The sequence below is a fragment of the Candidatus Pelagibacter bacterium nBUS_27 genome (genome assembly GCF_051200985.1).
In the GTDB taxonomy this organism is placed as follows: domain Bacteria; phylum Pseudomonadota; class Alphaproteobacteria; order Pelagibacterales; family Pelagibacteraceae; genus Pelagibacter.
In genome coordinates, this window is the sequence record NZ_CP172845.1 from 429,462 (window position 1) to 446,745 (window position 17,284).

Sequence of the window (17,284 nt, forward strand, 5' to 3'; positions counted from 1 at the left end):
TTTTAAATGCATCTTTCAAAAAAACAGATTGAAGATTACCAAAATCTTGGAGTTATAATTGTAAAAGATATTTTTAAAGAGTGGATTGAACCATTAAGAAAAGGATTTCAAAAAGTTTTAGATAACCCAAGTAAACATGGACGAGAGAATGTAGATGATAACAATGGTAGATTTTTTGAAGATTATTGTAATTGGGAAAGAATAAAAGAATTTAAAGATTGTATTTTTAATTCACCTGGAGCTCAGATTGTTACTGAAGCAACAAAATCTAAATCATCTCAAATTTTTCATGAACATATTTTTATTAAGGACCCTGGCACACATAAAGAAACACCTTGGCATCAAGATATGTCTTATTATTGTGTTGATGGAAGTGACACAGGAAGTTTCTGGATACCCTTAGATGAAGTTGATAAAGACAATAACCTTAAATTGATTTTAGGTTCTCATAAATGGCAAAAGTTAATTAGACCTACAAAATGGTCTAATAATAGATCTTGGTATCAAGACGATAGCTCTTTTATGGATTTACCTCCATTAGAAAAATTTGAAAAAAATATTTTAATCCCAGAACTTAATTTAGGTGATGCAGTGTTGTTTAATTTTAAGACCGTACATGGCTCAACTGGAAATAACAGTTCTAAATCTCGAAGAGCATTTTCAATGAGATTTATTGCTGATGATGTTAGGTATATTGATAGAGGAGGACCAACGTCTCCACCATTTGATGGAATTAATTTAAAAACTGGTGATTTGATGAGAGAAGATTGGTTTCCTGCAATCTACAAAAAATAATAAATTTCTTACTCTTAAAAAAGAAGGAGAGATATATTTGATGTATATCAAATTATAATAATAAAATAGGTGGTATTAAAATTTTTTTAAAAAAATCAAATGAATTCATTTATATCAATTTCAAAGTTTTTTCTTGCTCAACCAAATTTGATTGTTGGAAATAAAAAATTTAGAAATATTGACAAAATTATAGTTAAATATGGTTATTCAAATCCTTTATTCGTAGTTGATGATGGTTTTTCAAAATCTAAATTATGGGAAATAGTAAAAAAAAAATAGTAAAAAATTTTAAAAAAAAAAATTTTATATTTACTTCAGGAAAAATTGAACCAACTTACGACTCATTAAGAAATAATTTAGCCAAAGTAAAAAAAATGAAATTTGATTTAATTGTTGGTGTTGGAGGTGGATCGTGTATGGATACAGCTAAAGCTATTGCTGTTTTAATTAAAAATAAAGGTGATCCAATTATTTATAGAGGCTTTAATAAGATTAAAAAGAAAGGCGTCCCAACAATATGTGTACCAACAACAGCTGGCACAGGTAGCGAAGCCACTTGCAACGCTTCGTTTGTTGATAAAAAAACCAATTACAAAATGGGGATCAACGGAAAGTATATGTTTCCAACAATATCTATTTTAGATGGTGAAACTACATTATCTTGTCCAAAACTTGCAATAGTAGGAGCTGCAACTGACGCTTTAGTTCATATTTTTGAAGCTTATACTTCAAAAAAAAATAATAAATTTACAGATATTGTGTCTGAAATTGGATTTAAATATATTATTAAAAGCATTTTGGATCTGAAAAATAAAAAAGGAAATTTAAATAAACGATTAGATTTGTTGAAAGGAGCTTATCTAGGGGGAATTGCTGTGATGAAATCATCAGGTGGAGTTGCATCTTCTGTTTCATATCCTTTAAGTGTTTTTTATGGTGTTCCACATGGAATAGGGGGAGGAATATTTTTATTATATGTGGCAAAGTATAATTGCAGTAAAAAATATGATAAATATAAATATTTAGCCAAGCACACTAAGTTAAATAAAAAAATAAATTCAATAGAATTAATAAATTATTTAGAAAAAATTTTTGAAAGATTAGATGTGCCAAAAAAACTTAATAATTTTGGAATAAATAAAAAAGATTATAAAAAATTAGTTTTAATAATGAAAAAACAACAAAAAGGTTTTGATCAAAACCCCGTCCAATTTTCTGTTAACAATGAATTTAAAAAAATGATAAAAATATTTATATAAAAAAATACAAACTAATAGTTAAACCGAAACAAATAAAAGTAACAGAATTATCAAACTAACATCTAATTATTTATAATTGGTGTATTCTTTAATCTCTTTAATTTTTGAACCCGTAATATTATTTATCTCCAATTTGATTTTAGCACGATCATCATTTAAGAAATGAACATCTCTTGAAAGTTTAATAAATTTTTCAGTAAAATTTTTTTCTTTTTCACATAGCCTTTTATCATCTTCAATAATCCAAAGTTTAGCATTAATCTTTTTAAGTGATTGAAATAATTTTTCAATTTCATTGTTAGATTTCACATTTTTGTTTAATTGATCTTTCAAAATAGCATGTTCGTCTGATATGAATTTTAATTTTTTAGAATCTCTAATTTTTTCTTGCTTAATTTCCAATATAGAAATTTTATCTAATAGCTCACCAACTGACACTTCAACTAGAATTTTATTCATAAAAAAATATACTATGTTAAGTTGTTATTAATATGTCTAATATTTTAATCATTAAACATGGTTCTTTGGGTGATATAGCCCAAGCTTGTGGGGCAATTCAAGATATTTCTGAATATCACAAAGATGATGAAGTTCATTTGCTAACAACCAAACCATATTTTGATTTATTTAAAAAAAATCCACACATTTCTAACGTTATATTGGATAAGAGATTGCCAAAATATAATCTCATCTATTTATATTCACTAATGAAAAATATTAAGAAATACAAGTTCATCAAAGTTTATGATCTACAAAACTCAAGTAGAACAGCTTTTTATAAAAAAATATTATTTCCTAAAACTACAAAAGATATATGGTCATCTACTGAAACTACATTACCTGAGGGAGTTATAAAAAAAAATTTTGATAAAGACTCAGTTTTATCTAGATTTGATCATCAATTAAAAAGTTCTGGAATTAATACCAGCCACACTTTAAACCCTGATTTTTCATGGAGCTTGTCAGATATATCTCAAATAAAAAATTTCTATCAGTTAGAAAAATATATTGTTCTTTTTCCTTTTTGCTCACCTCATTTAACTTCTAAGAAATGGCCTTATTATAATGATTTAATTTCTTTGATTAATAAAAAATTAGGAAATAAATTAAAAGTAGTTATAGCGCCTGGACCAGATGAAATTAAAGAGGCACCAAATATTAATGCATTATGTATCTTAGATAAAAATAAAGCTTTAGATATTTGTCAATTAGCAACATTGATTAAAGATAGTTCATTTGTAGTTGCAAATGATACTGGACCAGCACATATGACTGCTCACTTAGGATCAAAAGGAATTGCTTTATTCGGATCTCACACAACTCCTTTTAAAGTTAGCATCGAAAGAGAAAATTTTAAGGCAATACAAGTTGCCGATTTGCATAACCTTTCAGCTGAAAAAGTATTTGAAAGGTTGAAATCACTTTAATAATAAATTAGTTCTTAAATTAATCTTATGAAATATTTAGTTGTAATACCTGCCAGATATAAATCCAAAAGACTACCAGGAAAACCCTTAGCAAAAATCGGAGGTTTACCTATGATAGTAAGAACTTACAATCAATGCAGCAAGATAGTCAGTAAAGACAAGATAATTGTAGCTACAGATAGTTTAAAAATTAAAAAAGTTTGTGATGCATATAAAATAAAATCTTTAATTACATCAAGTAAATGTTTAACAGGAACAGATAGAGTTGCTGAAGTTGCAAAAAAAATTAAATGCAGTTTTTACATCAATGTTCAGGGAGATGAACCCTTTTTTAATCCAAATGATTTGAAAATGTTAATTAAGCAAGCTGAAAAAAAACCAAAGGAAATAATAAATGGCTATACTGAAATTAAGGATAAAAAATTATTTTTTAGTTCATCAATTCCAAAGGTAGTTTTTGATAAAAAAGACTACCTTCTTTATATGTCAAGAGGCCCCATTCCTTCAAACAAAGCATTAGAGTTTAAAAAAGCTTGGAGACAGGTTTGTGCGTATTCTTTTCCAAGAAAGGCATTATTTGATTTTTCTAAAACTAAAAACAAAACACCCATAGAATCTTTTGAAGATATTGAGATTTTAAGATTTTTAGAGCAAGGATATAAAGTTAAAATGATTAAAATGTCTAATAAATCCTTAGCTGTAGATAACAAAGAGGATCTTGAAAAAGCTAAAATTTATCTAAAATACAAAAAACTTTAGTTCTTAAGTTTTTCTAATATTCTTAAAAATATTGGAACTGTAAAAAGTATAAAAAGTAATCTTATTATATGATGAAATGCAACAAAATCTGGATCTAGATCAAAAGCAATAGCTATTACAGCTACTTCATAAATTCCACCAGGACTGAAGGATAAGATGAGTGTTAAAATATTTGTATCAACAAAAAATGTTGCAACATAAGCCGCAATAAATCCTAATAGAACAAGAATTGTTGTTGCGACCAAACTATGAAGAGAATTATTGGTAATCTCTTTAATAGTCTTTTCAGCAAATCTACATCCAACAGAAGCCCCTAAAATTAAAAGACAAAAATTGATTGAAGCATCTGGTAGCTTGTATGATGCAACATCGGTCACTTGTAATAATCCACTAGCAAATAACGTTCCTGACAAAAGTGCTGCTGGAATTCTGATTTTATCAAAAAATAAAATAAAAATTATTGAAGCAATAATTAACATAATTAAATTGAAGTGATTTTGAGCCATATAATCAAATTCATCAATAATAAGAGTTTCTGTGACCACGTTATTTACAATTATAAAAGGAATGACAGTGATTATAATTATTAATCTAATTAAATGAGAAGTTGCTACTTGTGATAAATCAGTTTTTTCATTTTCAGCTAAAATCATTAGAGGACCTAATGCACCAGGAGCTGCTGAAAATATTGATGCTTTTTTACCATAACCTGCAAATTTTTGTAAGTATTTAGCAACAATTAAAATACAAATTATTATATAGATTAGCATAATTAACGAAGTCCAAATCCAATTATTTATCTGATTGAATAAATTTTGATCTATGTAATTTCCAATATGCAAACCTAAGATTATCAAGATAAAGTTTAAAACAATTTTAGGCATTTTAATTTTTAGACCTGATAAAGCCGCAATTGATGTGATAATCATTGGTCCTAAAAACCAAGCTAGAGGAATATTAAAATAATCAGCAATAATTGCACTTGGAAAAGAAATTAGTAAAACAGAAATAAATTTTATTGTGAAGATTTGATTGATTTGTTTTAACATTATTGAGTTTGAATTAAATTCTTTTCAATTTTAACTTTAGAGGATCTAAGAACATTTAGAAAGCTAATACAGTTTTTTTTATTAAAATTAGAAATATGACCTGCAACAGTTAATGCACCAAGAATTTGATTTTTTTTTCTAAATATTGGAACTGAGATAGATGCCATTTCTGAATCTCTTTCTCCAAAAGTCATAGCATATCCATTTTTTAAAACATCATTCTTATCTTTGATTTCTAAATTATTATAAGCTGACAAGACATGGCCACTTGAACCTTTGTTTATAGGTTTTTTATCTCCAATAACCTCTTGGTGTCTTATTGATTTATTGGGTGAACTTGATTGGATACATACTCTTACATCATTTTGTCTAACAAAAAAACTTGCCGTCTCTTTTGTTTTGGATGATATGAAATCTAATTCAGCTTTAATAGAATTTTTTAAATTAAAACTACTCTCATAAATTTCAAATAATCTTGGGATTGTATGACCAATTTTAAATTCACCACTTTTTATTTTTCTAATGTATCCAAAATTTTCAAGTGATTTAGATATTCTTGAAATTCTACTTTTGTGGTCTCCGGTAATATTAGCTATTTTGGTTATAGTTAAAGCTTCATTTTTTTCAGTGAAGCAATTTAGAATTTCTAAAGCTTTGTTTACTGCATCAACACCAATAACATTTTTATTAGATTTCATAATAATTCTATTAAATAGAATAATATGTTCTGCTAGATAGAACAATAGTATTATTTTTATTAGACATTTCTTTAAAATATTAATTATGTGACAAAAAAAACTAATAGAGGAAAAAATAATGAAAAACTTAAAAAAAATATTTTCGGTATTATTTTCAGTAATCCTATTATTCTCAGCAACTACAACTAGTTCAATTGCGATTGACAAAATTCATTTCGTAATCGGTGGTGGTGCTGGAGGTGGTTGGGATGGAACTGCTAGAGGTACTGGAGAAGCTTTAACAAAAGCTGGTATGTTAAAAAGTGCATCATTTGAAAATATGTCAGGTGGTGGTGGTGGTAAAGCGTTAGCTTTCATGATTAATACTAAACCTGCAAATACAGTTTTAGTTCAATCTACACCATTAGTTTTAAGATCAATCACTAGACACAAAGGTTACGTGAGTGGAAGTGGTACTTTATCTTATAAAGATGTTGTGCCGATCGCTGGTGTAATAGGTGACTATGGTGCAATCGCTGTTGCAAAAAACTCACCTTACAAAAACTTTAAAGATGTAGTTGATGCATACAAAAAGAATCCAAGCTCTGTCAAAATGGCTGGTGGATCAGTAAGAGGAAGTATGGACCATTTAATTGGTGCTTTAGCTTTCCAAGCTGCTGGTGCTAATCCAAATGATGTAGCTTATATTCCTTATGATGCTGGTGGAAAAGCGTTAGCTGGACTTTTATCTGGAGAGACTCAAATTATTTCTACAGGTTTAGGTGAATTGATGGGTGCAAGAGACCAAGTAAGAATTATTGGTATTACTGCTCCTTCAAGAGTTTCTGATGCTCCAGATGCGCCAACTCTTAAAGAACAAGGTTATGACGTACAATTCGTTAACTGGAGAGGATTTTTTGGTCCTCCAGGTATGAGCAGTGCAGATAAAAATGCAATTGCTAAAATGCTAGGCGATGTACAAAAAACTTCTGAATGGGAAACTGTTAGAGCAAGAAATGCTTGGGTTAATATTTATAATCCAGGTGACAAGTTTGTTTCTTTCTTAGAAAAACAAACAGAAGAAATGACAGCTCTTATGAAGAAATTAGGAGTTATATAATCCTTAGGATTATTTAAAATTAGAGCAGTGAATATAAATACTACAAAAATTATATCACTGCTCTTTTTTATTTTTTCAGCATTCTATTTATATACTGCTTACCAAATTCAAGTTTTTGCATTTGATGAAAACGCACCGTTTAATGCCAAAACATTTCCAATTTATTTAGGATATGCAGGATTATTTTTTTCAGGCCTTAAAGTAATTTTACCTGATCCAAACACAATTAAAGTTGAGCATAAAAATTTAGAGTACAAAAAAACTACTATCTTAGTATTAATTGCAATAATTTATGGGGCCTTAATTCTAAAAGTTGGGTATTTTTTAACTACCTCTTTATTTCTAATGGCATCTTATTATTTTTTAGGTGAGAGAAGATGGGTGTTAATGTTTGTGCTTTCTTTTCCATTTGTTGCAGCATTTATGTATCTTTTACACGGTGTGCTTGACATTTACTTAAGAGATCCATTTCTCCAAATGTTAGGAGTGATGGGATGATAGAAGGAATTTTAATTGGATTAAAAACAGCTCTTACATTTCAAAATATATTCATGGTAATGATTGGTTGCTTCTTTGGAACAATCATTGGAATGCTTCCTGGTCTTGGACCAATGACTGCGATAGCTTTAATGATACCTATTACTTACGGTTTTGATCCAGCAACTGGCTTAATTTTAATGGCTGGTGTGTATTATGGAGCTGTATTTGGAGGATCTACTTCTTCAATATTATTAAATGCTCCAGGAGTTCCTGGAACGGTAGCAACTTCGTTTGATGGTTATCCAATGGCACAACAAGGTAAAGCTGGAAAAGCTTTAGCAATTGCTGCCTGGAGTTCTTTTGCAGGCGGAACACTTGCTGCAATTTACTTATTATTTATGGCACCTAGTTTATCAAAAGTAAGTTTATCTTTTAGATCACCTGATTATTTTGCCTTAATGATTTTAGGCTTAACCGCTATTGCTGCATTTTCATCCAAAGGACAATTTATTAAAGCGATGATGATGGTAGTGCTTGGTTTAATGTTAGCATCTGTTGGTCAAGATAGTTTATCTGACATTACAAGATTTACTTTTAATAATATGAACTTAACAGATGGAATAAGTTTTGTTCTTGTTGTTATGGCAACTTTTGCAATGAGTGAAGCACTCACTATTATTTTAAAACGTAACGATCCAACCGCAGCTGCAAAACAAGTATCTTTAACAGAACTTGGTTCAATTAAGATTAATAAAGAAGAAAGAACTAAAATGTTAAAAACCATTCCTCGTAATTCAATTATTGGCTTTTTAATCGGAGTATTACCTGGGGCGGGAGCAACTATTGCATCTTTCTTAGCATATGGAATGGAAAGAAATTTAGTAAGTGATGAAGAAAAAGAAAAATTTGGTAAAGGAAGTGTTCATGGATTAGCTGCACCTGAAACAGCAAATAATGCAGCATGTTCAGGAGCTTTTGTTCCATTACTAACTTTAGGAATACCAGGAAGTGGTACTACTGCTGTAATGTTAGGAGCTCTATTAGGATTCGGTATTCAGCCTGGTCCAAGACTTTATGTAACCAATCCAGAAATTTTTTGGTCTGTTATAATGTCGATGTATATTGGAATGGTAATATTACTTATTCTGAATTTACCTTTAATTCCTTACATCGCTAGAATTTTAGCAATACCTAAAAATTATTTAATTCCACTTATTTTATTTTTTTCAATTACTGGAATTTACGTAATGTCATTTAATAATTTTGATATTTATTTAATGATTGGAATTGCTGTTGTTGCAACCTTTATGCGCTTATATGATTTTCCAATGCCTCCACTTATTCTAGCTTTTGTACTAGGAGGATTGATGGAGGAAAATTTAAGAAGATCTTTATTATTAAGTGATGGTTCTTGGACTTTTTTATGGGACAGAACTCTTACAGCTTGTATATTAGCTACAACAATATTGATAGTGCTGTGGCATATTTATAAAACAATTACAAAAAAAAATTAAGATTTAATATCAACTCTTTTTCTTATTATATCTTTATCTAGTTTCATTTCTCTGTAAGAAATTATAAGGACACCGGTAAATATTATAAGAGCACCAATCCAAGTATAAAGATCTGGCATTTCATCAAATACAAAATAACCAATAATAGACGCAAAAACTAAATTTAAAAAAGAGTAGGGTTGTGTCATGCTCACATCAACCAATTTAAATGCATGGTTAAGCGTTAAATGTAAAACTGTCCCACACATAGCCGCCAAGATTAAGTAGATAAATGTTTTTAAGCTGGGCATTTCCCAAAAAAATAAAACAATTAAGAAGCTAAGTAGACTCATAAAAATAGATTGATAAGCTAGAATAGTAATTGCACTATCATCTTTAGAAATTTTTTTAGTTATAATTATATTAATTGACCAAAGTAATGCAGAAAATAAAACCATATAAACTCCAATAGATATATCTACAAAACCAGGTCGAATAATTACCAACATTCCACTAAAACCAAGTATTAGAGCTAAAGTTCTATAAATATAAATTTTTTCTCCTAAAAAAATTACCGCAAGTATTGTTACCATTAAAGGAACTACAAAAGATATCGCGGTAAGTTTTTCAATAGGAAGCAGTACTAAAGCTGAAAAATATACAAGCATTGCAGGTAAACCAAGTATTGCTCTTAAGAAATGTTGTTTAAGGTGAGTTGTTTTAAGTACAACATCTTTATTTTTAATTACGTATGGTAAAATTATTACTAACCCTAAAAAAAATCTAAAAAAACCAGCCACATAAACATTAACATCTTCTTGAGCTAACTTTAAAAAAGAAAGCATTACAGTTCCAAAAAAAACAGAAGTGATTATTAAAAAAATAGCTAATTTGTTATTGGACATTAATTAATTACTATAAGTATAACTGAAGTATAAACAATCTTAGTTTAAAACATCTTTAATCAATTTTTTGATGATTGATTTAAAACAAAAATACCCGAACAAGTAATAATTATCGCTCCAAAAATAGTAAACATATCAGGCACATCATTATAAAATATATATCCAAAAATTATTGCCCAAAAAATCAAGGTATAATGAAATGGCTGAATAATACTTGCTCTTGCTTTACTTAAAGCAATTATTTGAAGATAAAGCCCTAATGAAAAAAATATCCCTATACCTAAAAACATTGCATACGAGGATATATCTACTGGAGTCCAAAACTTAGAAGCCAACAATGACATAATTATTAATCCAATGATTGATGTATAAAATAAAGAAGTCTCATTTTTATCATGTTTAGAAACTTTTTTAGTAACGATTTGATAAAGTCCCAATATAAAAGCAGCAATCAATGGCAATAATGCTTTTGGATCAAAGATTGATGAAGTTGGTCTTAGAATAATTAAAACTCCAACAAAACCGATAAAAATTGCTATCCATGTTTTAGGAGACACTTTTTCTTTTAAGATTATTGCTGATAATGCCACAACTATTACTGGTGCTAGTGATCCAATACTATGAGCATTAGCTAATGATAAATATTTAAAAGATAATACAAAACATCCAGACTCTATTACTGATAATAAGCTTCTAAAGATCTGTAATTTAATATTTTTAGATTTATAAAATAAATAATTATTTTTTCTTTTAGACTCAATTAAACTCAAACATAAGACAAAAAAATATTTAACCAAAAGTAGCTGAAAAATAGAATGATATAAAACTAAGGTTTTTTGAATAACATCTAAAATAGAAAAAGATAAATAAGCAAAGATTCCAAAAAGTATTCCAATAGACTCTTTGGATTTAAAAAGATGCATAGATTAATTTAGAATTTTTTTATATTCTTCAACAATATTTGGCCAATAGAACTTAGCAACGAAGTCTTTTGCATTTTTTCCGTACTCTAAATATTTTTTGTTTTCTAGCATAGAATTGATTGATGAATAAATTTCATCCAAATTATTACCATCACAAATTAAACCTGTTTTTTCATGATCAATTGCATCTGATGCTCCACCATCTTTACCACCAATTGAAGGGATATTGTATTGAGCAGCTTCAGTATAAGCTATTCCAAAACCTTCTACTGAAGATTTGTGAACAATAGATGGCATCACAAAAATATTTGATTTAGCAATTAAAGCATTTTTTAAATCATCGCTTATATCTTTAAAAAAAATTACCTGAGCTTCTAAATCTAATTCTTTAACTAATTTTTTAACATTTTCTTCTTCATCACCATAACCAATACAAATATAAATAATATCTGGATAGATCTGCTTTAGATTTCTTAAGGCCATAACAACCTTTTCATGATTTTTTCGTTTATCAAATCTAGAAACGGTAATTAATCTTGGTGATTTTACTGCAAGTAAGCTTTCGACTTTATCTAATGATTTTTGGTCAAGTTTTTTTATAGGATCTATGCCTGGGTTGATAACAATAATTTTTTCCTTTTTAACTCCAATATCAATAGCTAAATTTTTAGTATACTCCGAATTAGCAATTATTTTTTTAACATTATTTAAAACATTTAATAAACGTTTATTGATTCCTGATCCTTTAGCATGGTTAATTTCTTTACCGTGAATTAAGCAATATTTCTTTTTATTAGTTTTTAAATGCTCTAAACTTTTCCAATGATCTGCAATAATTCCATTTACTTTGCTATCTTTTACAAATTCATCAATTAGATAAGCTTTTCTATATTTTCTAAGCAATTTAGGTCCACCAACTCTTTCAATAGAAAACGATGCTTGCTCATCAAAGATTTTGTGGCTTTCAATGTAATCAGCGAAAACTTTAATCATAAAACTTTTTGAAAGTTCTCTTGTAAGTCCCCACATCAAACTTTGCATCCCACCAACTTCTGGAGGAAAAGATCTAGTTACAATTAAATACATTAATCATACTTCCATTTGATACCACATCCAGCACTTGGAATTTGATCTTGTGGTCCGTTACCAGTTTCAGCAATTTGTTTCATAGACTTTAATAAATCACTTTCAGCATTTTTTACTGGTATAAAATTTTTAAGTTCTCTTAATCTACCTCTATATTGAAGTTCTAAATTTTTATTATAGCCAAAAAAATCTGGAGTACATACTGCATCATATGCTTTAGCAATTTCCTGTGTATCATCTTGAAGATATGGAAAACTAAACTGATTATTATTTGAAAATTTAATCATATTCTCAAATGAGTCTTCTGGATAATTAACAGCATCATTAGAACATATGGCAACTGAATTAATTCCAATTTTCTTTAATTCATTACAGTCTTCAACTAATTCTTTTGTAATAGCTTTTACATATGGACAATGGTTACAGATGAACATTATCAAGGTTCCGTTTTCACCCTTAATATCCTCTAAAGTAATAATTTTATTTTCAGTAGATTTTAATTCAAAGGGTAAAGCTTTTTTACCAAAATCACATATTGGAGTTTGAACTGGCATACTATAAGAATATATAAATTATGTTTTATGATTTAAAAGATAAAAAACCACAAAACTCTGGCGAAAATTGGGTAGCACCTAACGCAACCATTATAGGAGATGTTACTTTAGAAAAGAACTCTAGTATTTGGTTTAATGCAGTTTTACGTGGAGATATTGAAAATATTCATATAGGCGAGGGATCAAATATACAAGACGGCAGTGTTTTGCATACTGATCCAGGTTGTCCTTTAAAAGTTGGAAAAGATGTTACGGTTGGTCACCTTGTTATGCTTCATGGATGCACAATTGGGGACAATAGTTTGATTGGTATAGGAGCAGTTATTCTTAACAAAGCTAAAATTGGTAAAAATTGTATTATTGGTGCTAAAGCTTTAATTACTGGTAACAAAGAAATACCAGATAACTCATTGGTGGTTGGTTCTCCAGGTAAAGTTATAAGAGAAGTAACAGAAGAAGAGAAAAAATCAGTTTTGGAAAATACCAAACACTATCAAGATAATTGGAAGAAATACTCTAAATCAGTATTTTAATTAATGAGTAGGAAATTTAAAATTGGTATTGATTATGGAGGCACCAAAATTGAAGGAATTCTTTTAGATGAAAAGGGACTTCAAATAGAGAGAAAAAGATACTCATATGAAAAAAATTATTTGTCAGGAATTGAAACAGTAAAAAAACTTGTAGATGAATTTGATAAACTAAGTAATCAAATTTGTAGAGTTGGTGTAGGAATACCAGGATTTTCATCTAAGGAAACAGGATTGGTTACAAACGCTAACTCTATGTGGTTAAATGACAAACCATTTAAAAAAGATTTAGAAATTACACTTAATAGAAAAGTAAAGTTAATGAACGATGCTAATTGCTTTACTTTATCAGAAGCTGTTGATGGAGCTGGAAAAGATTATCAATCTATTTTTGGAATAATAATTGGTACAGGTTTTGGTGGTGCGCTCTCATTTAATAAAGAAATTATTGAAGGAGCTAATCAAATTGCAGGTGACTGGGGTCACCAACCTCTTCCTTACCCAACAAAAGAAGAAATTGAAACAAAGATAAATTGTCCATCAATGAATTGCGGAAGACCTCTATGTGCAGAACAATTTATGTCAGGTATTGGTTTTAAAGATATATTTAATCAAAAACATAATACAAATTTTTCCACAGAAGAAATTGTACAACTTGATTTAGATGGAGATCCTAGGGCTAATTTAGAAATAAGTTTATATGAAGACAGGATGGCAAGATTAATGGCAGTGATGATAGGTATTTTTGATCCAGATGCTATTATACTTGGAGGAGGGATGTCAAACATAGATAGACTTTATAAAAATATTCCATCTCTAATACCCAAATATACTTTTTCAAATAAAGTAATAACAAAAGTATCAAAAAATTTTCATGGAGACTCAAGTGGAGTTAGAGGTGCCGCTTGGCTTTGGAATAATGTATAATATTTTTACAAAAAGGAGAGAACAATGTCAGCAGGTTATGTAATAGCACAATTAAAAGTAACAAATCCTGAAAATTATAAAGAGTATGTGGCTAAAGTCTCAGAGGTCGTTAAAAAATATGACGGTGAATACCTTGTTAGAAATGGCGAATATCAAGTTGTTGAGGGAGAAGATAATTTTCCAAGATTGGTAATCATTAAATTTCCATCTTATGAAAGAGCTTTAGAATGGTATCATTCAGATGAATATAAACCTGTTAAAGATATACGATTACAAAATTCTGAGGGGAGCAATATAATTGTAAAAGGCGTATAAATTTAATAATGAGGTGGTTTTTTATCTTCTTTAAAAATATCTGAAGTTATCTCACCATTCAGCTCTTCAATTTTTTTATTTAAATTTGTAATTTCACCCTTTAAATTTTCAATTTCTTTTTGTTGAGAATATACCTCACTACTTATTTGAGATATTTCTTGTTGAAGAAATGTAATCTGTTCTTCTAATTTTTTAACTAAATTTTCCATAAAAAAAACTAAGGAACCAACCAATAATCCCTGCTAACAGTATTTTCAGAACCAAGATTATCAGCAAATTCAAATCGTGCTCTTCGATGACCTTTAGCTGCTAGATAAAGCCACTCAATAGATTTAATTTTACACTGAATGACAGTAAAGTTTTTATAACCTTCTTCACTTTGTTCTTTTGTGTAGTCAAAATTATCACGCTCCGGTTTTAATCCAGAAGTTGGAATATCGCTTTCTGTTCCAGGCCCATTATCAACTAAATAACATTTTCTAGATATATGTTGTGTTTTAGACCAAGACTCTTTTGTTATTTCATTGTCATGATTAACAGTACATTCTACTTTAAGTCTTACCTGAATTTTTTCCTCTTTATTATAGAATAAAATTGCAGCATTTTTATTAGCTTTTAATTTTGCAATTTTATCTGATCTAATATCACTATGGTATTGAATAAGATTGTTAGTTTCATCAGCCTTTCTTAGAACAACTATTCGTCCATCAAAATCAGATTGATCTCCACAAATAAATACAGGTATTCTAAAAGGTGAGCTTCTATCTTTAACTGCATTTGTTAACATTGACCAAATTTTCTTTTTGATCTCAGCAAAATCCTCGTAGTAAGGAACTGTGTCAGTCACAGATATTATTTCTTCTTCTTTAGTAAGGCAATTAGACTTGAACTATCCCAACGATTACCACCCATTTCTTGAACTTTTGCATAATAGCCATCAATAAGTTCTGTAATTGGAACTGGGGAACCATTTTTTTTTGCTTCCTCAATGACAATTGCCAAATCTTTTCTCATCCAGTCTACAGCAAAACCATAATCAAACTTATCATCAGTCATAGTTCGATATCTATTTTCCATTTGCCAAGATTGTGCAGCACCTTTAGATATAGTTTCCATAACGATATCCATATCTAAGCCAGCATTAATTCCAAAATTAATAGCTTCTGATAAACCTTGTACCGCTCCCGCAATACACATTTGGTTCATCATTTTAGTTAATTGACCACTTCCTGATTTACCAATTAATTTTACTTTTCTACTGTAGCAATCAATTACTGCTTCAGCTTTTTTAAATACAGCTTCATCACCACCAACCATAACAGTTAGTATTCCACCTTCAGCACCAGCTTGACCACCTGATATAGGAGCATCTAAAAAATCAAATCCTTTATCTTTAGCTGCTTTATACAGTTCTCTTGATATCTCTGCGGATACAGTGGAATTATCAACATAAACCGAACCTTCTTTAGCAGTATTGAATAATCCATTTTCACCAAGGGATACTTCCCTTAAATCATTATCATTTCCAACACAGGTAAAAATAAAATCAGCACCTTCAGCTGCTTTTGCAGGTGTATCTGCTTTTGAACCTTTATATTCTGCAATCCATTTATCAGCTTTAGCAGCTGTTCTATTATAAACAGTTACATTGTGACCAGCTTTTGATATATAACCTGCCATTGGATAACCCATGACACCAAGACCTATGAAAGCAACATTACAAGACATAATTTTTATTTCCTATGTTTAATAGTTTGAAGTTTAAAGTAATTCTATTTGGTTTTATTTTTACATTTTTTTCTAGCTTTGGACAGAGTTATTTTCTAGGCCTATTTAATTCCAGTATTAGAGAAGCGCTATCTATTACCCACGGACAATTTGGCTCAATTTTTGCATCAGCAACCTTATGCAGTAGTCTTCTATTAATTTGGGTTGGGAAAAAGATAGATGATGTAAATATTTTTAAATTTGCTTTTTTTGTAACTATTCTTTTATCATTTGCTTGTTTCTTCTTTTCAAGAATAACATCAGTTTTTTTATTATTTATTGGAATTTTTTTAATGAGATTTTCAGGACAAGGAATGATGTCTCATACAGCTTCAACAACTATTTCAAGATACTTTACCAGAACTAGAGGTAGAGCTTTAAGTATAAGCTGGTTTGGCCTTTCATCTGCAGAATTTATAATGCCTGTTCTAATGGTATATTTATTAACAATCATAGATTGGCAAAATCTTTGGATTATTTTTTCCATTACAGTTTTAATAATTTTACCAATTGCATCTTTTTTATTAATTAAAAATTTAAATTTAGACTCAAGAGAGGCTAATGATGAAAATAAAAAAGAAGTTGAAATTAAACAATGGAAGAGAAGGGAAGTAATAAAGGATTATAGATTTTATATCATAAGTTCGAACATGTTAGCAATGCCGTGGATATTTACTGGTTTTGCTGTTTTTCAATCTTTTGTTCAAACTTCAAAAGGATGGGGTCCATATGTAATTGCTCAATCATTTATGTCTTATTCAATTTTTTCAGTACTCACTTTGTTTTTATCAGGTTTTTTAATTGACAAATATACAAGTAGAAAATTATTAATTTATATGAATATTCCACTTTTATTATCTGTAATTGTTTTATTCTTTTTCGACACACCAGCTACAGCTTTTGTATTTTTAGGTTTAGTGGGGATATCAAATGGATTTGCAAATATATTAGGATCTTCTACTTGGGCTGAGTTATATGGAGTTAAATATCTAGGATCTATTAAAGCTTTAACTACTGCATTGATGGTGTTTGCCACAGCTTTTGGAACTGCTTTATTTGGGTATTTGATAGATACAGGTTTTACAGTGGGCGATATAGCTGTTGTATCAGGCACTTATATATTCATTTCTTTGATTCTACTTTTCTTTGTAAGAAAAAAGCTAAATCCGGTAATAATTTAGAAAATACTTGCATTTTTGAAGTTCGAGGTATAAATAA

General features: G+C 29.1%; 22 protein-coding genes. 12 read left to right on the plus strand and 10 right to left on the minus strand.

Translation table 11 applies throughout. The features are described 5' to 3' along the window. Positions 1-6 precede the first annotated feature (6 nt). From ACIJYG_RS02285 to ACIJYG_RS02295, 3 genes are all read left to right on the plus strand, one after another. Positions 7-795 (plus strand): phytanoyl-CoA dioxygenase family protein, encoded by a 789-nt coding sequence (locus ACIJYG_RS02285; RefSeq protein WP_435098094.1) that lies wholly within the window; start codon positions 7-9, stop codon positions 793-795. A 99-nt stretch (positions 796-894) separates the two neighbouring features. After that, entirely contained in the window at positions 895-1,074 is a 180-nt protein-coding gene (locus tag ACIJYG_RS02290) for a hypothetical protein (RefSeq protein ID WP_435098097.1), read from the plus strand. After that, entirely contained in the window at positions 1,050-2,054 is a 1,005-nt protein-coding gene (locus tag ACIJYG_RS02295; protein ID WP_435098100.1) for an iron-containing alcohol dehydrogenase, read from the plus strand. Before ACIJYG_RS02290 ends, ACIJYG_RS02295 begins: the two co-directional genes overlap by 25 nt. Before the next feature lie 66 nt (positions 2,055-2,120). On the opposite strand, the gene ACIJYG_RS02300 is transcribed toward ACIJYG_RS02295, so the two are convergent. Next, on the minus strand, positions 2,121-2,513 hold the full coding sequence (locus ACIJYG_RS02300; RefSeq protein ID WP_435098103.1) for a DUF6165 family protein: 393 nt from the start codon (positions 2,511-2,513) through the stop codon (positions 2,121-2,123). Between the two features lie 32 nt (positions 2,514-2,545). On the opposite strand from ACIJYG_RS02300, the gene ACIJYG_RS02305 reads away from it, so the two are divergent. After that, entirely contained in the window at positions 2,546-3,481 is a 936-nt protein-coding gene (locus ACIJYG_RS02305; protein WP_435098106.1) for a glycosyltransferase family 9 protein, read from the plus strand. Between the two features lie 27 nt (positions 3,482-3,508). After that, positions 3,509-4,240, plus strand: coding sequence for a 3-deoxy-manno-octulosonate cytidylyltransferase (locus ACIJYG_RS02310; RefSeq protein ID WP_435098109.1), 732 nt, complete (start codon positions 3,509-3,511; stop codon positions 4,238-4,240). Here ACIJYG_RS02310 and ACIJYG_RS02315 read toward each other — a convergent pair. Next, positions 4,237-5,289 (minus strand): AbrB family transcriptional regulator, encoded by a 1,053-nt coding sequence (locus tag ACIJYG_RS02315; protein WP_435098112.1) that lies wholly within the window; start codon positions 5,287-5,289, stop codon positions 4,237-4,239. The two genes, ACIJYG_RS02310 and ACIJYG_RS02315, sit on opposite strands and share 4 nt — an antisense overlap. Next, the gene (locus ACIJYG_RS02320) at positions 5,289-5,987 is read right to left on the minus strand and encodes an IclR family transcriptional regulator (RefSeq protein ID WP_435098115.1); all 699 of its coding nucleotides are present in this window, start codon (positions 5,985-5,987) and stop codon (positions 5,289-5,291) included. Before ACIJYG_RS02320 ends, ACIJYG_RS02315 begins: the two co-directional genes overlap by 1 nt. A gap of 118 nt (positions 5,988-6,105) precedes the next feature. Here ACIJYG_RS02320 and ACIJYG_RS02325 point away from each other — a divergent pair, with 118 nt between their 5' ends. Genes ACIJYG_RS02325 through ACIJYG_RS02335 form a run of 3 tightly spaced genes read left to right on the plus strand, consistent with a single transcriptional unit; the run spans position 6,106 to position 9,080 of the window. Beyond that, complete coding sequence (locus tag ACIJYG_RS02325; RefSeq protein WP_435098119.1) at positions 6,106-7,086, plus strand: tripartite tricarboxylate transporter substrate binding protein; 981 nt, start codon at positions 6,106-6,108, stop codon at positions 7,084-7,086. Positions 7,087-7,113: 27 nt separating this feature from the next. After that, entirely contained in the window at positions 7,114-7,584 is a 471-nt protein-coding gene (locus tag ACIJYG_RS02330) for a tripartite tricarboxylate transporter TctB family protein (RefSeq protein ID WP_435098122.1), read from the plus strand. Continuing rightward, positions 7,581-9,080, plus strand: a complete 1,500-nt coding sequence (locus ACIJYG_RS02335) for a tripartite tricarboxylate transporter permease (RefSeq protein ID WP_435088869.1) — start codon at positions 7,581-7,583, stop codon at positions 9,078-9,080. The genes ACIJYG_RS02330 and ACIJYG_RS02335 overlap by 4 nt, the downstream gene beginning before the upstream one ends. Here ACIJYG_RS02335 and ACIJYG_RS02340 read toward each other — a convergent pair. The 4 genes from ACIJYG_RS02340 to ACIJYG_RS02355 are packed head-to-tail and all read right to left on the minus strand — an operon-like array spanning position 9,077 to position 12,527. Next, positions 9,077-9,964 (minus strand): DMT family transporter, encoded by an 888-nt coding sequence (locus ACIJYG_RS02340; RefSeq protein ID WP_435098125.1) that lies wholly within the window; start codon positions 9,962-9,964, stop codon positions 9,077-9,079. The two genes, ACIJYG_RS02335 and ACIJYG_RS02340, sit on opposite strands and share 4 nt — an antisense overlap. 59 nt (positions 9,965-10,023) lie before the next feature. Beyond that, positions 10,024-10,887, minus strand: a complete 864-nt coding sequence (locus ACIJYG_RS02345; RefSeq protein ID WP_435098128.1) for a DMT family transporter — start codon at positions 10,885-10,887, stop codon at positions 10,024-10,026. 3 nt (positions 10,888-10,890) lie between these two features. Further along, complete coding sequence (locus ACIJYG_RS02350; protein WP_435098131.1) at positions 10,891-11,973, minus strand: glycosyltransferase family 4 protein; 1,083 nt, start codon at positions 11,971-11,973, stop codon at positions 10,891-10,893. Beyond that, positions 11,973-12,527 carry a thioredoxin family protein gene (locus ACIJYG_RS02355; protein WP_435098134.1) on the minus strand — a complete coding sequence of 185 codons (555 nt, stop codon included), beginning with the start codon at positions 12,525-12,527 and terminating at the stop codon, positions 11,973-11,975. Before ACIJYG_RS02355 ends, ACIJYG_RS02350 begins: the two co-directional genes overlap by 1 nt. 20 nt (positions 12,528-12,547) lie before the next feature. On the opposite strand from ACIJYG_RS02355, the gene ACIJYG_RS02360 reads away from it, so the two are divergent. The 3 genes from ACIJYG_RS02360 to ACIJYG_RS02370 are packed head-to-tail and all read left to right on the plus strand — an operon-like array spanning position 12,548 to position 14,299. Further along, positions 12,548-13,060: a gamma carbonic anhydrase family protein gene (locus ACIJYG_RS02360; protein WP_435098137.1), complete on the plus strand. Its 513-nt coding sequence runs from the start codon at positions 12,548-12,550 to the stop codon at positions 13,058-13,060. A 3-nt stretch (positions 13,061-13,063) separates the two neighbouring features. Further along, positions 13,064-13,984, plus strand: a complete 921-nt coding sequence (locus ACIJYG_RS02365; RefSeq protein ID WP_435098140.1) for an ROK family protein — start codon at positions 13,064-13,066, stop codon at positions 13,982-13,984. Between the two features lie 24 nt (positions 13,985-14,008). Then, entirely contained in the window at positions 14,009-14,299 is a 291-nt protein-coding gene (locus ACIJYG_RS02370) for a DUF1330 domain-containing protein (RefSeq protein WP_435088876.1), read from the plus strand. A 2-nt stretch (positions 14,300-14,301) separates the two neighbouring features. On the opposite strand, the gene ACIJYG_RS02375 is transcribed toward ACIJYG_RS02370, so the two are convergent. Genes ACIJYG_RS02375 through ACIJYG_RS02385 form a run of 3 tightly spaced genes read right to left on the minus strand, consistent with a single transcriptional unit; the run spans position 14,302 to position 16,027 of the window. Next, positions 14,302-14,508: a SlyX family protein gene (locus tag ACIJYG_RS02375; protein WP_435098143.1), complete on the minus strand. Its 207-nt coding sequence runs from the start codon at positions 14,506-14,508 to the stop codon at positions 14,302-14,304. Between the two features lie 8 nt (positions 14,509-14,516). Next, on the minus strand, positions 14,517-15,146 hold the full coding sequence (locus ACIJYG_RS02380; protein WP_435098146.1) for a flavin-binding protein: 630 nt from the start codon (positions 15,144-15,146) through the stop codon (positions 14,517-14,519). A 5-nt stretch (positions 15,147-15,151) separates the two neighbouring features. Then, positions 15,152-16,027 (minus strand): NAD(P)-dependent oxidoreductase, encoded by an 876-nt coding sequence (locus ACIJYG_RS02385; protein ID WP_435088879.1) that lies wholly within the window; start codon positions 16,025-16,027, stop codon positions 15,152-15,154. A 14-nt stretch (positions 16,028-16,041) separates the two neighbouring features. Here ACIJYG_RS02385 and ACIJYG_RS02390 point away from each other — a divergent pair, with 14 nt between their 5' ends. Next, on the plus strand, positions 16,042-17,247 hold the full coding sequence (locus ACIJYG_RS02390) for an MFS transporter (RefSeq protein ID WP_435098149.1): 1,206 nt from the start codon (positions 16,042-16,044) through the stop codon (positions 17,245-17,247). The last annotated feature ends 37 nt before the right edge of the window (positions 17,248-17,284 follow it).

What these genes read in the sequence shown, in the direction of transcription:
- ACIJYG_RS02325 (WP_435098119.1), top strand. Translation starts at nt 6,106, where the DNA reads ATGAAAAACTTAAAAAAAATATTTTCGGTATTATTTTCAGTAATCCTA.
- ACIJYG_RS02340 (WP_435098125.1), bottom strand. Translation starts at nt 9,964, where the DNA reads ATGTCCAATAACAAATTAGCTATTTTTTTAATAATCACTTCTGTTTTT.
- ACIJYG_RS02370 (WP_435088876.1), top strand. Translation starts at nt 14,009, where the DNA reads ATGTCAGCAGGTTATGTAATAGCACAATTAAAAGTAACAAATCCTGAA.
- ACIJYG_RS02375 (WP_435098143.1), bottom strand. Translation starts at nt 14,508, where the DNA reads ATGGAAAATTTAGTTAAAAAATTAGAAGAACAGATTACATTTCTTCAA.
- ACIJYG_RS02360 (WP_435098137.1), top strand. Translation starts at nt 12,548, where the DNA reads ATGTTTTATGATTTAAAAGATAAAAAACCACAAAACTCTGGCGAAAAT.
- ACIJYG_RS02295 (WP_435098100.1), top strand. Translation starts at nt 1,050, where the DNA reads ATGGGAAATAGTAAAAAAAAAATAGTAAAAAATTTTAAAAAAAAAAAT.
- ACIJYG_RS02310 (WP_435098109.1), top strand. Translation starts at nt 3,509, where the DNA reads ATGAAATATTTAGTTGTAATACCTGCCAGATATAAATCCAAAAGACTA.
- ACIJYG_RS02365 (WP_435098140.1), top strand. Translation starts at nt 13,064, where the DNA reads ATGAGTAGGAAATTTAAAATTGGTATTGATTATGGAGGCACCAAAATT.
- ACIJYG_RS02390 (WP_435098149.1), top strand. Translation starts at nt 16,042, where the DNA reads ATGTTTAATAGTTTGAAGTTTAAAGTAATTCTATTTGGTTTTATTTTT.
- ACIJYG_RS02345 (WP_435098128.1), bottom strand. Translation starts at nt 10,887, where the DNA reads ATGCATCTTTTTAAATCCAAAGAGTCTATTGGAATACTTTTTGGAATC.
- ACIJYG_RS02320 (WP_435098115.1), bottom strand. Translation starts at nt 5,987, where the DNA reads ATGAAATCTAATAAAAATGTTATTGGTGTTGATGCAGTAAACAAAGCT.
- ACIJYG_RS02315 (WP_435098112.1), bottom strand. Translation starts at nt 5,289, where the DNA reads ATGTTAAAACAAATCAATCAAATCTTCACAATAAAATTTATTTCTGTT.
- ACIJYG_RS02350 (WP_435098131.1), bottom strand. Translation starts at nt 11,973, where the DNA reads ATGTATTTAATTGTAACTAGATCTTTTCCTCCAGAAGTTGGTGGGATG.
- ACIJYG_RS02385 (WP_435088879.1), bottom strand. Translation starts at nt 16,027, where the DNA reads ATGTCTTGTAATGTTGCTTTCATAGGTCTTGGTGTCATGGGTTATCCA.
- ACIJYG_RS02285 (WP_435098094.1), top strand. Translation starts at nt 7, where the DNA reads ATGCATCTTTCAAAAAAACAGATTGAAGATTACCAAAATCTTGGAGTT.
- ACIJYG_RS02335 (WP_435088869.1), top strand. Translation starts at nt 7,581, where the DNA reads ATGATAGAAGGAATTTTAATTGGATTAAAAACAGCTCTTACATTTCAA.
- ACIJYG_RS02355 (WP_435098134.1), bottom strand. Translation starts at nt 12,527, where the DNA reads ATGCCAGTTCAAACTCCAATATGTGATTTTGGTAAAAAAGCTTTACCC.
- ACIJYG_RS02305 (WP_435098106.1), top strand. Translation starts at nt 2,546, where the DNA reads ATGTCTAATATTTTAATCATTAAACATGGTTCTTTGGGTGATATAGCC.
- ACIJYG_RS02290 (WP_435098097.1), top strand. Translation starts at nt 895, where the DNA reads ATGAATTCATTTATATCAATTTCAAAGTTTTTTCTTGCTCAACCAAAT.
- ACIJYG_RS02300 (WP_435098103.1), bottom strand. Translation starts at nt 2,513, where the DNA reads ATGAATAAAATTCTAGTTGAAGTGTCAGTTGGTGAGCTATTAGATAAA.